The organism is Salegentibacter sp., assembly GCF_036568425.1.
Classification (GTDB): Bacteria; Bacteroidota; Bacteroidia; order Flavobacteriales; family Flavobacteriaceae; genus Salegentibacter.
Genome location: NZ_DATCSO010000124.1, coordinates 39,914 through 55,191 on the forward strand (window position 1 = coordinate 39,914; position 15,278 = coordinate 55,191).

Sequence of the window (15,278 nt, forward strand, 5' to 3'; positions counted from 1 at the left end):
TAGCGAAAATCCAAACATCTGTACTTTTTAGCAGACTTTTAAAAGAAAAAGCTTCAGGCTTTAGCTATATTTGTAATATAAAACATAATCAAATGTCAATTTCAGATTTATTTGGATCGGGGGAACATCTCAGAAATATTAACCATTTTGCCTGCATTGTCAATTTGGCAAGTGTGGATGGAGAGATTAATGAGCAAGAAGAAATTCTTTTAAAAAGTTTTGCCAATAAAATGGACATTACCGAAACGGAATATAAAACGGTAATTAGAAACCCAAAGGAATTTAATGTTAGTCCTTGCAATAGTGTGGAACAGCGCCTGGAGCGCCTGCATGATCTTTTTAAAATCATTTTCGCCGACAGTAAAATTGACCAGGAAGAAGAGGAATTGATTAAACGTTATGCCATTGGCCTGGGCTTTTCCAGCGAAGCTTCTGAGTCTATCATCAAACGTTCTATCCAGATCTTCACTGGACAAATAAGTTTTGAAGACTACAGATTTCTTCTTGATAGAAAAGATTAAAACCTAATTAAGATTAGGCATAAAAAATCCCACAAAAGTGGGATTTTTTCATTTTAAATCTGGATTGGTTCTATTGGAATTCTCTCATGAATTCTTCGGCTTTTTCAACCATGTTTTTACTTCCGGCAAAAAATGGTGCCCGCTGGTGCAACTCGGTTGGTTGGATATCCATTATTCTGGAAAAACCATTACTGGCTTTGCCTCCGGCCTGTTCAATAATATAGGCCATAGGATTGCATTCATAGAGAAGCCTTAATTTGCCATTAGACGCTTTGGAGCTTTTAGGGTAAATAAATATTCCCCCTTTGATCATATTTCTATGAATATCAGAAACCATAGAACCAATATACCTTGAAGTATAAGGTCTGTCTTCCTCTTCCTCCTGGCAATATTTGATATATTTTTTTACTCCTTCAGGAAAATGAACATAGTTCCCCTCGTTAATCGAATAAATGCTTCCGTTGTCAGGAAACTTCATGTCGGGATGTGAGAGATACCATGACCCAAGGGCAGGATTCAGGGTAAAACCATTCACCCCATGACCAGTGGTATAAACCAGCATTGTAGAGGTTCCGTAGATAATATAGCCGGCAGCTACCTGTTTATTCCCGGGCTGGAGAAAGTCTTCTTTGGTTGCAGGGGTGCCAATAGGCGTAACACGGCGATATACCGAAAAAATAGTTCCTACAGAGACATTCACATCAATATTAGAACTGCCGTCAAGAGGATCCATTAAGACCACATATTTATTTTTATGATCGTTATTACAACCTGCAATTGTTATAAAATCATCGTTTTCTTCGGAAGCAATCCCACAAACGATCTCCCGGTTGGTAAGGGTTTGTATAAATTTCTGGTTGGCATAGACATCCAGTTTTTGCTGGTCTTCGCCCTGTATATTGGTTTCGCCATAAGCCCCGATAATATCAACCAATCCGGCTTTGTTCACTTCGTGGTTTACCACTTTTGCCGCGAGCCGTATGGAGTTGATCAACCTGGAAAGTTCTCCTGAAGAATAAGGGAAATCTGCCTGATTATCTATTATAAATTCCCCTAGGGTTTGATATTGTTTAGCCATCATTTTGATTTTGTAGGTCAAAAATATTTAAAATAAACACCAGCTACAACGTTTTCGTAAATTATATATTGGAAGTTGTACTTTTGTCTTAAATAAAAGACGAAATGGACTATACTATCAGAAAAGCAGCTCCCGAAGACATGCCGGCAGTTCTGGAGCTCATCCAGGAGCTTGCCGAATTCGAAAAAGAACCAGATGCCGTAATACTTACAGCCGATGACCTAATAAGGGATGGATTTGGCGAAAATCCATCTTTTATATGTTTTGTTGCTGAAGTCAATGGCAAAATAGAAGGTATGGCACTTTGTTATTACCGCTATTCAACCTGGAAAGGAAAAACCGTACATCTGGAGGACCTGGTAATCAGGAAAGAGTTCAGACAGAAAGGTTTAGGAAAAGCCCTCTATACCAAGGTTATTGAATATGCTAAAAAACAAGGAGTTAAACGGGTAGAATGGGTAGTGTTGGACTGGAATACTCCGGCAAAAAATTTCTACACCAAAAGTGGAGCTTTTGTCTTTGATGATTGGTGCACTGTACAAATGGATGAACAGGCGATGAATGAATACCTAAAAAACGCACGTTAATTTAAAGCTAAGCCCCGGCATAATTAATAAATCTATTCCTAATTTTGAATAATAACCAACTTTAAAATCAGAAACTATGAGTGTCGATTACAGTATCAGGGAAGCTAAACGCGAAGATATGCCCGCGGTTCTTGAACTTATAAAAGAACTGGCTGAATACGAAAATGCCGCCGATGAAGTAGAGATACATCTGGACGATTTGATAAAGGAAGGTTTTGAGGAGAAACATTTTAAGTGCTTTGTAGCCGATGTTGAAGGTAGAATCGAAGGAATGGCCTTGGTCTATTTCCGCTTCTCTACCTGGAAAGGTCGTACCGTCCACCTTGAAGACCTTATTGTACGCAAAAAAATGCGCGGTACCGGTCTTGGTGGTGCTCTTTACAACCAGGTGGTAAAATATGCTTACGATAACGGCGTTAAACGTGTAGAATGGGTGGTTTCCGAAGGCAACAAGAATGCCATCGAATTCTATGAAAACACCGGCGCCGATATAAAGAAAAACTGGTACACCGTTCATATGGATGAAAACGGAATCCAGAAAAATGTTGAAAAACTAGAATGAAAATATACAAATTTGGAGGAGCGTCTGTAAAAGATTCTCAGGCCATAAAAAATCTTTTAAAATTATTAACGTCCCAGGACCATGGCAAGCTTCTCATCGTAATTTCAGCGATGGGAAAAACCACAAATGCCATTGAAATTATTGTAAAGAGATACCTGGAGGAAAACAAGATCCCGGAGGAGCTTCTGAAAATTCAAAATTCACATTTGCAAATTGCTGGAGAACTCTTCCCCGATCCTTCCCATCCGGTTTATATAAAAATAACCAGATTAATTGAGGAAATCAGGAATTTCCTGGAACATAATAAATCCAACCGCTATGATTATGTTTATGATCAGGTGGTGAGTTACGGAGAATTACTTTCTACAACTATTATTAGCGAATATCTAAATTCTCATAATTATAAAAATACCTGGTTAGATTCCAGAAAGGTAATAAAAACCGATAGCACCTACCGCGATGCGCAGGTAAACTGGGAGGAAACCCACAAAGCAATCGAAAAGCATATTAACCGAGACCAGATACACATCACCCAGGGATTCATCGCTTCAGATGCCGATAATTTTACCACTACCCTGGGCCGGGAAGGAAGTGATTATACAGCAGGAATTTTCGCTTATTGCCTTAACGCGGAAAGCCTGAGCATTTGGAAAGATGTTCCAGGAGTACTTAATGCCGATCCACGAGAATTCACCCAAACTTCTCTTCTTAACCAGATCTCTTACGAAGAAGCTATTGAGCTGGCCTTTTACGGAGCTTCGGTTATACATCCCAAAACACTTCAACCACTCCAAAAAAAAGAGATCCCCCTGTACGTTAAATCCTTTATTCAACCTGAAGGGAAAGGGACCTCTGTAATGAGAGGTAACCGTATAGAACCTCAGATCCCCTGTTTTATCGTGAAGAAAAACCTGGTCCTCATTTCACTTTCTTCACTTGATTTCTCATTTATGGTGGAAGAGAACATCAGTGAGATCTTCAGGCTTTTTCACCTTTACCAAATGAAAGTCGATCTTATTCAAAATTCTGCGATCAGTTTCTCAGTTTGTGTCGACAACAGATTTAACCAGCTGGAGAAGCTTATTCAGCATCTAAAAGCGAGATTCAGAGTAAAATATAATACGGAAGTTTCCCTTTACACCATCAGGCATTTTAATGATGCAGCGATAGCCAGCCTGGAAAAAAACAAAGAAATTCTTCTGAAACAAATAACCCGGGACACCGTTCAATTGGTAACGCGTAATTAAAACCAAAAACGAGCAAGCATGCCTGTTAATTTCATGTTATTCTGAAGTTTGATTTAGGGAATTTTTTATTTCATCCTTATCTTCCCCCATATTCGAAAAAATAAAATATATTATGGAAAGGATACTTATCGTAGGAGCGACAGGACATACAGGAAAAAGGGTGATAGAAATTCTTAACAATACTCAAAATTTTAAGCCAATCGCGATGATTCGCGATGAATCTCAAAAGCAGATTTTCGACGATATGGAAGTTGAAACTGTTTTTGCCGATCTCGAGGATGATGTGGAACATGCATTCAAAAAGATTGACCGGGTGATCTTTGCAGCCGGTTCTGGCAGCAAAACAGGCCCCGATAAAACCACCAGTATAGATCAGGAAGGGGCAAAAAAAATGGTGGATGCTGCGAAAAAATTCAAGGTTAAAAAATTTATCATGCTCAGCGCGATGGGCACCGATAATCCTTCTCAAAATAAAGACCTGGAACATTATCTGAAAGCTAAAAAAGAGGCCGACGATTACCTTGTAGACAGTGGCATACCTTACACCATTGTGAGACCCGGAGCCTTAAACGATGACCTTGGGCTCGCTAAAGTAAAAATTGCACCAAAACTCGAAGAACGGGGAGAGATTTCACGTGATGACGTGGCTTTCCTGCTGGTAATGTGCCTGGCTGATCCATTGGCCAAGAATATGGCTTTTGAAGCCTTAGAAGGCGAAGAGCCTATAAAGGCTGCTCTAATTGAATTAAGCCAGAACAATTAAAAACTTAAAAGGTCTGCTTTCGGAAATAATTCTCAAAGCAGACCTTCTTATATCTTGAATTCCGGGAAATACTATTCCTTTTCTCCTTTCCCGAATTTCTCTATTATTTTTTCTGCGATAACACTGGCCAGTCTTTCATGAGATTCTACCGTCCACCCTGCTACATGCGGACTGAGAATAACATTTTGCAAAAACATGAGCTCCTGCATAGCCTGGGGAATATTATTTTCTACACTCAGGGCAATATTCTTCTTATTTGAAAAAAGACTTTCAAAGGAGTCTTTTTCATATTCCAAAACATCGAGCCCTGCACCTAAAATTCTGCCATCCTTAAGTGCTTCTACCAGATCTTCGGTTACTACACTTTTCCCCCGGGCAGTATTGATAAACCAGAAGGGCTTGTTAAATTTCCCAATGAAATCTTTATTTATCATCTGGGTCGTTTCGGGAGTTAAGGGAGTATGGAGACTAACGACATCTACCTTTTTAGCAAATTCTTCAAAAGATACCTGCTTGGCATTTTCATCTCCTACATCCTCCTTAATATCATAACAAAGTACTTCCACCTCAAAACCTTTTAGCTTTTTGGCAAAAGCCTTTCCCATATTCCCATAACCTATAATTCCTACCGTTTTACCGTCAAGTTCCAGGCCCCTGTTCTCTTCCCTGTGCCATAACCCATCTCTAACTTCACGATCTGCCTTATTCAGCTTATTAAAAAGGGATAGAAGCATTCCCAGGGAATGTTCAGCCACTGCATTTCTGTTTCCTTCAGGTGCAGAGAACAACTCTATATTGTGCTCTTTGGCATATTCTACATCAATGCTTTCCAGGCCGGCTCCAACTCTAGCGATAAACTTTAGGTTTGGTGCTGCATCTATAAATTCTTTATCAATGGTATACCTACTTCTAATCACGATCCCATCATACAAATGCTGATTAGCCAGGGTATCCTCCCTGGTTTGGGTATAACCCTCAATATTATGATGTCCCGCATCTTCCAGTTGTTTTATAAGAGTTGGGTGATTGGTGTCGGCGTGTAATATGATCATTTTAAATTGTTTTAATTCTGAAAATTTAATGAAACGTCTGTCTCTCAGAAACTTCGTTCTGAGGTTGCAAATGCAACAGACAAAGATAAAGAATGATGCCGAATCCAGGAAAAATCGAGCCCTGAGGTTCTAAAAACCAAGGATTACCTTAGATAGGTAAAAGAAGAGAAATATCCCGAAAATATCATTGCTGGTGGTTATAAATGGCCCAGTAGCAATTGCAGGGTCCACTCCCCGCTTATCTAGAATAATAGGAACAAAGGTCCCGATTAATGCGGCTAAAATAATAACGCTTAATAATGAAATGGCTATGGTAATACTTACCAGTTTAGGCTGCCCTACTATAAGACCGAAAACTATTATTAATAAACCAAGTACAACCCCATTGATGAGACTTAGACTGAGTTCTTTTAGAAGCCTGTTAAAAAGGCTTCCTTTAAGGTTGTTATTTGCAAGCCCCTGAACAATTATCGCACTGGATTGTACTCCCACATTCCCTGCCATTGCCGCAATAAGCGGGGTAAAGAAAAACAATACGGGAAACCGGGCAAGAGCTTCTTCAAAACCCTGCATCACGTAAACACTCCCTAAACCACCAAAAAGCCCAAGGACCAACCAGGGAAGACGGGCCCTGGTTAAACGCCAAATATTGTCATCTGCTTCTACCCCTTCAGAGATACCAGCTGCCATTTGATAATCCTTTTCAGCTTCCTCCTTGATGAAATCGACGATATCATCAATGGTTACCCGGCCTACCAAACGTCCCATTTCATCCACTACGGGAATAGCTTCAAGGTCATATTTTTGCATTATTCGGGCTACTTCTTCGCCATCTGTATGTACATTCACATAATCTACCTGCGGAATGTAGATATCACTGATGTTTGCGCGGCTTGGTGCAGTTAGAAGATCTTTTAAAGACAGCCTTCCTTTTAATTTATTTTTATCATCTACAACATAAATAGAATGAACCCTGGTCACGTTCTCGGCCTGTTGTCTCATTTCGGTCATGCAACCGGTAACACTCCAGTTTTCGTTAACTTTTACAAGCTCCTTAGCCATAAGCCCCCCGGCAGAATCCTCATCATAACGCAGCAGCTCAACGATATTATCGGCGTGTTCCTCATCGGCCATTTCGGCGATAACATTTTGTTGTCGCTCCAGAGAGAGTTCAGAAATAATATCGGCCGCATCATCGGTATCCATTTCCTCGAGCTCATCGGCAATTTCCTTGGGAGTAAGGGTATCGAGAATACGTTCTCTAACATTTTCCTCAAGCTCCATTAAAGCCTCTGCCGTTTTCTGGCTGTCCATCAGTTTAACCACATAAACGGCTTCTTCCAGACTTAGCTCGGTAAGAATTTCAGCAATATCTGCATGGTGCACGTCTTCCAGGTGCAGAAGAAGTTCCTCGTTATTCTTTTCTTCGACGAGGAATTTTATTTTTTCTATTAATTCATTGCTGATCTGAAATTGCATAAGGCTGAATTTTTAAGGTCAATTCAATAAATGCATCGTGACCCAGTTGTTCAGGACGCTTGTCAAATATAGCCTCTTCCCTTAAATTATCGGGTAAATTGAAGCTTTTTAAGCTATTTCTAAGAGTTTTCCGGCGTTGATTAAATGCAGTTTTAACAATTCTAAAAAAAAGCATCTCGTCGCAGGCTAACTCCAGGTTTTCCTTGCGGGTTAACCTCAGCACCCCACTGTCTATCTTTGGCGGCGGATTAAAAACTGAAGGAGGGACAGTAAAAAGATATTCGGCTTCATAAAAAGCCTGGACCAAAACCGATAGAATTCCGTAGGTCTTATTTCCTTCCTTTTCACAAATACGTTTGGCAACCTCTTTTTGGAACATTCCTGAAAATTCAGGAATCTGGTTTCGCATTTCCAGTACCCTGAACACGATCTGGGTAGAGATATTATAAGGAAAATTCCCAATAACAGCGAATGCTTCTTTGCCAAAAATTTGAGAGAGATCATACTTCAAGACATCTTTCTCGTGAATTCTGCCTTCAAGTTGCGGGTAATTCTCGTGGAGATAAGTAACACTTTCGGTATCGATTTCGATAACGTGAATTTCAGCGTCCTTTTTCAACAAATACTTGGTCAGCACCCCCATTCCGGGCCCAATTTCAAGTACTTTTTTATAACCTGAGAGGCTAAGAGTATCTGCAATCCTTTCAGCAATCCTTTCATCGGTAAGAAAATGCTGTCCAAGATGTTTTTTTGCTTTAACCTCAGATTCTGAAAAGTGAGCCGTATGTTTTTTACGAAATTTCCCCATTATATACCAGTGCTTCTAATTTGATTCCTGCTCGGTGATTACCTCAAGTTCGGTACGAAAAGCCACCATTTTCCCTTCAAAGACTTTTCCGCGGGAGCGTAAATCCTTAGCGTGTTCCTGATAATACCCCTCAAGGCTTTCCTTATCTGGCGCAGTATACTGCACAGAGTAGGTAATCCCTCCCATTTCTTCTTTTACCATAACACGGGTCATAAGAGCTTTTGTGAATTTTCCGGTTTTAAGCATGTCTGGGATATGCTCAGTTTTCATCCAATCCAGCCATTGCTCGTGAACAGACTCCTGGATATTAATAGTAACGTTATAGATGTACATAGGGAATATTTTATTCGATGATATCGCCGCGAAGGCGACGGTATTTTTTGCGAGCATCTACAAAGTAAATGCTGTCTGCAAAGTTAAAGATAATTTGCTCGTAATATCCCTTTGCCCTTTCCGGATTATCCAGATACCTGGCATAGAGTTCGGCAAGGTAATAATTAGCATTATCAGCAAGAATATCAGAATTGTAAAGCCTGATGATTTTCAAATAATTCGATTCAGCCTTCTCAAATTCTCCAATCTTTTCATAGAGTTGCGCCTGCTTCAGCAAGACCTCATCTTCTATTGATTCTCCTTTATGATCGGCAAGAATACCGTCCAGGATTGCAATGGCCACTTTCTCTTTCCCCTGAAAAGCCACCAGGTCTGCCCTGGCGTATTTCTTTAATGCCACCTGAGCCGTATCTTCAATAGAATTATCCTCGATTAAAAGACTAAGTTCCATTGCGTCGTTAGCGATTAACTGAGATGTAGAAGATTTTAGAACGTCCAACTGGGTTTTAGCCCACTTAAAATCGCCTTTAAAATAACTGGTTTTTGCCACTTTAAAACGAGCCTGTTGCGACATCACATCATTTTTCATGAGGTTTTGTACCTGGGAGTAATAGATTAGGGCTTCATTGAATTTCTCTTCCAGCACTAGCATATCTCCAAGTTCCATTTTCACCCGGGCCTTGTCATAATTTGATCGGGGTATTTCTGATAATTCCCGAAGTTGTTCAATCGCCTGCCCCCGCCTGCCCGATTTAAAAGCAATAAAGCGTGCGTAATCCAACTGAAGGTCCAGGGTTTTTAGATCGCGCCCAAATTCTTCAAAAAGCGCCAGATATTTCGTTTCGATCTCCTTAAAATTTGTAACAGCCTCCTTGCCAGCCAGATTCAGTAGAAATCGCTTTCCCTGCAAAATAATATTTTCTGAAGGCGCTTCTTCTATAACATAGGTCACAATTTCTTTAGCTGCCTGCGAATCCCCGGCTCTTTCAGCGAGCAAAGCAAGGTTAAGAATATCCTGTAATCCTGCCTCTCCACGGCGATATACCGCTTTTTGCTGGGCGAAGGCCTTTTTAAAATCTTTCTGCTGAATGAATAACCAGGCCAGCATTTCATTATAAAAAACCTGCGGATTCTCCTGAAGCTTTTTCAGCAATAATTTACGAAAGATCAGATTCGCTTCAGACCCCGAATCCTCGGAGATATAACGGCCAAACTCCCGGTTGGCCACGTTGAACAGATTGGGGTTTTCATCAATGAGGTCGAGATAATTATCAAACATCTCTTCGATTTTCCCTTGTTCCCCATAAATCCTTGCTAACTGAAGATTGAAATTATGATCGCTTTGAAGCGCCATCCCTTTTTCATAAGCTTTAGCCGCCTTATCCAGTAAATTGTATTTTTCGAATCCCCTGGCGATACCATAAGCATAATTTGGCCGTGCGTTTATAGCATTAAGGGCTTCTTTATAAAAATCTTCGGCCTTTTCAGCATCTTTTCTTAATTCAAAATTATGACCGAGTTCTATAAGTAAATTTGGGTTATTGGCTGTATTTTCCAGTTTTTGCCGTAACAATTCCTCTGCAGCATCAAAGTTTTCCAATTGCTGGTAAGAAGAAATCACTCCATAGAAAAAAACGGGATTCCCCGGGTTTTCATGTGCTAATTGCTGGTAGATCTTCAGTGCTTTTTCAAATTCTCCCTGGTCAAAAAAATTACGTGCAAGCTCCTGAGACTGGGCATTCAGTTGAAAGACCCCGAACAAAAGAACGACTATAAAAAGCAAATCCCGCATCTTGTAAAGATAAGAATTTGACTTGTTTTGCAGTGAATTTCAGGAAGTTAATCTATACGATCAAAACCAGTATAGGGAACAAGCACCTCAGGAATTTTAATTCCGTTTTCGGTCTGGTAGTTCTCAAGGATTCCGGCGAGAACGCGAGGCAGGGCCAGGGCGCTACCATTTAGCGTGTGAACCAGTTCTTTCTTTCCCTCTTTATCTTTGTATCTAAGTTTTAAACGATTCGCCTGAAACGTTTCAAAGTTTGAAACTGAACTTATCTCTAACCAGCGATCCTGAGCAGTTGAAAACACCTCAAAATCGTAAGTTAGCGCCGAAGTAAACCCAAGGTCCCCGCCGCATAAACGTAAGATACGATAAGGCAACTTAAGCTCCCGAAGCAATTCTTTCACGTGTTCCACCATTTTATCTAAGGCTGCATAAGAATCTGAAGGCTTTTCGATTCTAACCAGTTCCACTTTATCAAACTGGTGAAGGCGGTTAAGGCCGCGAACGTGAGCTCCATAAGAACCGGCTTCTCTTCTAAAACAGGGCGTATAGCCGGTACAGGAAATGGGAAAATCCTTCTCGGTTAAAAGATTGTCACGAAACATGTTGGTAATAGGCACCTCGGCTGTTGGGATCATATAAAGGTTATCCTCTGGCATATGGTACATTTGTCCTTCTTTATCGGGAAGCTGACCTGTACCAAAACCTGATGCTTCGTTTACCATTAGCGGCACCTGAAATTCGGTATATCCGGCTTCGGTAGCTTTGTCAAGGAAATAGGTGATAAGGGCGCGTTGCAATCTTGCTCCCTTCCCTTTATAAACAGGAAAACCAGCTCCGGTAATCTTATTACCGAGCTCAAAATCTATAATGTCGTATTTTTTAGCCAGCTCCCAGTGGGGAAGTGCTGTTTTTTCCAGCACGGGGATTTCTCCTTCTTTGAAGACCTCTTCATTATCCTCTTCAGAAATTCCTGCCGGCACAGTCTTGTGAGGCACATTTGGAATGGTATAAAGCAATTGTTCTAGTTCCTGTATGGTGGCGGTAAGCTTTTCTGAAAGCTCTTTAGAACTTTCCTTTAATTTCCCGGTCTTTTCTTTGACCAAATTAGCTTTTTGTTGCTCGCCATTTTTAAACAACTTTCCAATTTCTTTAGAAAGCCTGTTAGATTCTGCAAGAATTTCATCAAGCCTGGTTTGGGTATTTCGCCTGGTTTCATCGAGCTTTAGTACCTCCTCAAAAATAGTTTTGGCCTCAAAATTCCTTTTCGCCAGTGATTTAATATATTGATCTTTATTTTCCCTGATATTATTGACTTGTAACATAGCTTTCTTTCTACCGGTTTGAACCAGCAAATGTAACAAAAGCCCCGAAAAGTTTTAGTCTAATTTAGAAGGTAAAATCCAGTCTTTATGTTTAAAATGTTGCCATTTTTCCGCGGCCATATCAACTTTTGGGTCAATAAACTGTTGGGAGGGACGGCCATTCACCCTCACCCGGGAATCTATATAGACCTCAATCTCTTTTCCTCGATTGGCATATTCCTCTTTTAAACGTTGTGCAAATTGCCACATCATGTCGGGTTTGGAGTTGATGGCGTGCATTTGTTTTCGTGAGAGATAATCAGATTTATTAACGTATATAGTATCGGTTGCACCTTTTTCTACCACCTTAAAGGTACTCCTTCCACCTTTTGAGCGCAGCATCATGCGCCAGCTCAATCGGTGACCTTCTTCTGTCCAAAGCACATTATCCTTAAAGAACCAGTGACGCAAAGGCAAAGAAATTTGTATTATAAACCAACCGGAAATAAGAAAGATGATTAGGTTTCTGTATTTAGGCACGATAACCTCATCGCCCTCATAATATGGTTTTCTGCGGAAGAGAAACCACTTATTGATCTTTTCTGAAGGAAAAAAGAAAAGACTAAAAGCCAGCGAGAGATACGGAAATATTCCTATATGAAAAATAAAGCTATTAAACAGGTGAAAGAATATCGCAGCCAGGAAAGCAGGCACTCTTGTTTTTTTCCAGAGTAAAGCCGGAATAATAAGTAAATCGAATAACAGGCCGAAATAAGCAATGGCATAACGCACCCATCCTTGCTGAAGAAACTCCCCTACAAGCCAGTAGTCCTCCTTGCTTTTCATTAAAATTGCCGGGAGAGTTCCATCCAGCCAATCGGGATACATTTTTGCTATTGAAGCGTAAGCAAAAACGATCCATAGTTGAAGTACGATCACCACCCAAACCCAGCGCGGCATAGAGATACTTCTGAGGTTTTTATTCCGCAAGGCATCAATGGAAAAATAGCGATGCATAGGGAGAAAAACGAAAATCATACAAAGCAGCATCAACAAATAGTAATGGTTGTTGTAGGAAGATTTCTGCATCAGGTACACCGATGCCCACATAAGTCCGAAGCTAAACATACTAAGCCGGTATTTAAAACCGAGCATTATAAAGATCCCCAAAACTCCCATCAGCCCGTAATACCAAAGCATAGCGTCCCCTGGGAGAGGCTGGAGAAATTCAAAACCTATAAAATTAAAAGTGAATTCTGGCTCAATAAGGGTGCGATTTACCCAACCAGTCCAGATAGAGCCCCAGGCTTCGAGGGTGATAAGCAGACCAAAAAAAACTCTAAAAACTATGAGAGCCGAATTATCTACCTGCTTAAAAAGCCACCTATTCAGCATAGTTGTCTTTGATGTATTGCTTAGAGAAAGCCTCATCCTGTTTCATTGCATTCTTAAGGGCATTTACGGAGTCAAATTTCTTCTCATCCCTGATTCTTATAAGCATTTCAATTCTAAGGCTTTTTCCGTAAAGATCTTGATCAAGGTTAAAAAAGTAAGTTTCAATTGTTCTTTCTTCTCCACCCACAGTGGGATTAGTCCCTATATTCATCATTCCATAAAACATTCTCCCATCAATTTCAGCCCTTACCACATAAACCCCATTTTTGGGAATAAGTTTATATTCTTCAGCAATATGAAGATTTGCGGTGGGATACTTAAAATCTTTTCCGAGACCGCGCCCTTTAACTATGGTCCCAGACAGAGAAAAGGGCTGTTGCAAATAACTATTAGCGCGTTCTACACGGCCTTCCTGTAAAGCTTTTCTTATTTTGGTAGAACTCACCGCTACCTGGTCTACTTCTTCTTTAGTGATTTCTTCCACTTCAAACCCAAACTGTTCACCAAACTCTTTCAGGCTTATGATATCGGCGGTACGGTTTCGTCCAAAACGATGATCATAACCAATGATCACGCGGCGGGCTTTAAGCTTATTTACCAGAATATCCCGAACAAATTCAAGTGCGGTAAGTCTTGAAAACTGGTGGGTAAAAGGGTGCACTACGAGATGGCCTATACCTGTTTCAGAAAGCATCTGTGTTCGTTCCTGAATGGTATGGATAAGTTTAATATCAGACTCTTGCTGCAAGACCATTCGTGGATGCGGGAAAAAGGTAAGGATCACCGATTCCAGATTCCCGGCTTCGGCGGCATTAACTAAACGTTCTATTATTTTCCGGTGTCCGGCGTGCACCCCATCAAAGGTGCCGATGGTAACCACCGTTTGTCGCTCGCTGCTAAAAGCGTTAGCTCCATTATGTATTTTCACAGCCTAATTATTTTCCGTTAAAAGTATTCATTGTATTGTTCACTCCGGCAGTTCCGAACGATTTTATGAGCTCCCGGGATTTCTCTAGTCTTTCCGGAAGTTTTTTAAGTTCGTCTTCGCCCCATTCTCCCAATACGTAATTTACCTGTTGACCTTTAGAAAATTCATCGCTTATCCCAAACCTAAACCTGTTATATTTGGTGGTATTCAGAGTATTCTGAATATCCTTCAAACCATTATGTCCACCATCGCTGCCTTTGGTCTTCAACCTTATGGTTCCAAAAGGAAGATTAAGATCATCGGTAATCACCAGCAGATTTTCCAGTGGAACTTTTTCCTTTTGAAGCCAGTAATTAACGGCTTTCCCGCTAAGATTCATATAGGTTGAGGGTTTCAACAACACAAAGGTTCGCCCTTTATATTTAAAACGGGCAATATCCCCAAGTTTATCTGTACTAAAACTGATCTCTTCTTTTTCTGCCAGAAAATCAAGAATTTTGAATCCTATATTATGACGGGTTTTTTCATATTTCGCGCCTATATTCCCAAGGCCTACGATCAAAAATTTCTTCATGGGGTTGGTTTCTTCTTCCTGGGGCTTTTTGGTATTTAGTATTCTTCCGAAGAAAGAAAGCATAATTTTGTTTTGGTAAAGATAAAATTATTAAAATTCTTTACAACGAAGTCTCCAAAAAGCACGGGCAATCCTTTAATAAAAAAAGCATCCCGTTTGGGATGCTTTTATGTTTTTGCAAAAGAGGTGAAGATTAATTGTCTTCTCCTTCTTTCACTGCAGCTGTATCTTCAGTTTCAGTTGCCGGCACTTCATCAGCTGGTACTTCATCTTCGTCTTCATCCTCGATAGCGACGATGTTACGAGATGTTCTTACCTGACAAATTACTGTGTTATCCGGATGCTGAATTTCATAGCTCTCATCGGCAACTTCAGTAACGTAAAGTTTCTGGCCAATTTTAAGCTTAGTTACGTTTGCAGTAATATAATCTGGCAATTCATTAGCCAAACCTCTTACTTTCAATCGACGCAGGTTGTAACGTAAAACCCCACCATTTTTAACCCCTCTAGCAATACCTTCGGTATGGATAGGAATTTCCATAGTGATTGGTTTATCCTCACTAATCTGGTAGAAGTCTACGTGCAAAATAGCATCGGTAACCGGGTGGAATTGAATGTCCTGAAGAATAGCGTTAAATTTATCACCATCTTCAAACTTAATTTCCACGGTATGTACATCTGGGGTGTACACAAGTTTGTTAAACGAAATTTCTTCTGTTGCAAAATGCAACGGCTTGGCATCTCCCCCGTATAATACGCAAGGAACCTGTCCAGCATTACGCAGGGCCTTTGTGGCTTTCTTTCCTACGCTTTCTCTTTTAGATCCGTTGATCGTAATTGATTTCATTGTTGAAAAATTTT

At 40.4% G+C, this 15,278-nt stretch carries 16 protein-coding genes; 5 read left to right on the forward strand and 11 right to left on the reverse strand.

From position 1 onward, the window contains the following. The first annotated feature begins 92 nt into the window (after positions 1-92). Complete coding sequence (locus tag VIM94_RS12880; RefSeq protein ID WP_332039710.1) at positions 93-521, forward strand: TerB family tellurite resistance protein; 429 nt, start codon at positions 93-95, stop codon at positions 519-521. Between the two features lie 70 nt (positions 522-591). Here VIM94_RS12880 and fbp read toward each other — a convergent pair whose 3' ends face one another. Then, positions 592-1,599 carry a class 1 fructose-bisphosphatase gene (gene fbp / locus VIM94_RS12885; RefSeq protein ID WP_332039711.1) on the reverse strand — a complete coding sequence of 336 codons (1,008 nt, stop codon included), beginning with the start codon at positions 1,597-1,599 and terminating at the stop codon, positions 592-594. Between the two features lie 104 nt (positions 1,600-1,703). Here fbp and VIM94_RS12890 point away from each other — a divergent pair, with 104 nt between their 5' ends. From VIM94_RS12890 to VIM94_RS12905, 4 genes are all read left to right on the forward strand, one after another. Beyond that, entirely contained in the window at positions 1,704-2,186 is a 483-nt protein-coding gene (locus tag VIM94_RS12890; protein WP_332039712.1) for a GNAT family N-acetyltransferase, read from the forward strand. A 76-nt stretch (positions 2,187-2,262) separates the two neighbouring features. After that, positions 2,263-2,748: a GNAT family N-acetyltransferase gene (locus VIM94_RS12895; protein ID WP_332039713.1), complete on the forward strand. Its 486-nt coding sequence runs from the start codon at positions 2,263-2,265 to the stop codon at positions 2,746-2,748. Continuing rightward, positions 2,745-3,995 carry an aspartate kinase gene (locus VIM94_RS12900; RefSeq protein WP_332039714.1) on the forward strand — a complete coding sequence of 417 codons (1,251 nt, stop codon included), beginning with the start codon at positions 2,745-2,747 and terminating at the stop codon, positions 3,993-3,995. Before VIM94_RS12895 ends, VIM94_RS12900 begins: the two co-directional genes overlap by 4 nt. A gap of 112 nt (positions 3,996-4,107) precedes the next feature. Beyond that, on the forward strand, positions 4,108-4,758 hold the full coding sequence (locus VIM94_RS12905) for an SDR family oxidoreductase (RefSeq protein WP_332039715.1): 651 nt from the start codon (positions 4,108-4,110) through the stop codon (positions 4,756-4,758). 71 nt (positions 4,759-4,829) lie between these two features. Here the strand turns inward: VIM94_RS12905 and VIM94_RS12910 are convergent, their stop codons facing one another. The 10 genes from VIM94_RS12910 to VIM94_RS12955 form a co-directional block, all read right to left on the reverse strand. Continuing rightward, positions 4,830-5,810 carry a 2-hydroxyacid dehydrogenase gene (locus VIM94_RS12910; protein ID WP_332039716.1) on the reverse strand — a complete coding sequence of 327 codons (981 nt, stop codon included), beginning with the start codon at positions 5,808-5,810 and terminating at the stop codon, positions 4,830-4,832. 129 nt (positions 5,811-5,939) lie between these two features. After that, positions 5,940-7,289, reverse strand: a complete 1,350-nt coding sequence (gene mgtE, locus VIM94_RS12915; protein ID WP_332039717.1) for a magnesium transporter — start codon at positions 7,287-7,289, stop codon at positions 5,940-5,942. Continuing rightward, a complete protein-coding gene (gene rsmA, locus VIM94_RS12920) occupies positions 7,267-8,097 on the reverse strand; it encodes a 16S rRNA (adenine(1518)-N(6)/adenine(1519)-N(6))-dimethyltransferase RsmA (protein WP_332039718.1) in 831 nt (276 codons plus the stop codon). The genes mgtE and rsmA overlap by 23 nt, the downstream gene beginning before the upstream one ends. 15 nt (positions 8,098-8,112) lie before the next feature. After that, the gene (locus VIM94_RS12925; protein WP_332039719.1) at positions 8,113-8,430 is read right to left on the reverse strand and encodes a DUF4286 family protein; all 318 of its coding nucleotides are present in this window, start codon (positions 8,428-8,430) and stop codon (positions 8,113-8,115) included. A 10-nt stretch (positions 8,431-8,440) separates the two neighbouring features. Then, positions 8,441-10,222 carry a tetratricopeptide repeat protein gene (locus tag VIM94_RS12930; protein ID WP_332039720.1) on the reverse strand — a complete coding sequence of 594 codons (1,782 nt, stop codon included), beginning with the start codon at positions 10,220-10,222 and terminating at the stop codon, positions 8,441-8,443. 47 nt (positions 10,223-10,269) lie between these two features. Then, positions 10,270-11,541: a serine--tRNA ligase gene (gene serS / locus VIM94_RS12935; protein ID WP_332039721.1), complete on the reverse strand. Its 1,272-nt coding sequence runs from the start codon at positions 11,539-11,541 to the stop codon at positions 10,270-10,272. Positions 11,542-11,595: 54 nt separating this feature from the next. Beyond that, positions 11,596-12,915, reverse strand: coding sequence for an HTTM domain-containing protein (locus VIM94_RS12940; RefSeq protein WP_332039722.1), 1,320 nt, complete (start codon positions 12,913-12,915; stop codon positions 11,596-11,598). Continuing rightward, positions 12,905-13,843: a bifunctional riboflavin kinase/FAD synthetase gene (locus VIM94_RS12945; RefSeq protein ID WP_332039723.1), complete on the reverse strand. Its 939-nt coding sequence runs from the start codon at positions 13,841-13,843 to the stop codon at positions 12,905-12,907. Before VIM94_RS12945 ends, VIM94_RS12940 begins: the two co-directional genes overlap by 11 nt. A gap of 7 nt (positions 13,844-13,850) precedes the next feature. Next, the gene (gene pth / locus VIM94_RS12950) at positions 13,851-14,480 is read right to left on the reverse strand and encodes an aminoacyl-tRNA hydrolase (protein ID WP_332039724.1); all 630 of its coding nucleotides are present in this window, start codon (positions 14,478-14,480) and stop codon (positions 13,851-13,853) included. A gap of 130 nt (positions 14,481-14,610) precedes the next feature. Continuing rightward, positions 14,611-15,264, reverse strand: coding sequence for a 50S ribosomal protein L25/general stress protein Ctc (locus VIM94_RS12955; protein WP_332039725.1), 654 nt, complete (start codon positions 15,262-15,264; stop codon positions 14,611-14,613). Between the last annotated feature and the right edge of the window lie 14 nt (positions 15,265-15,278).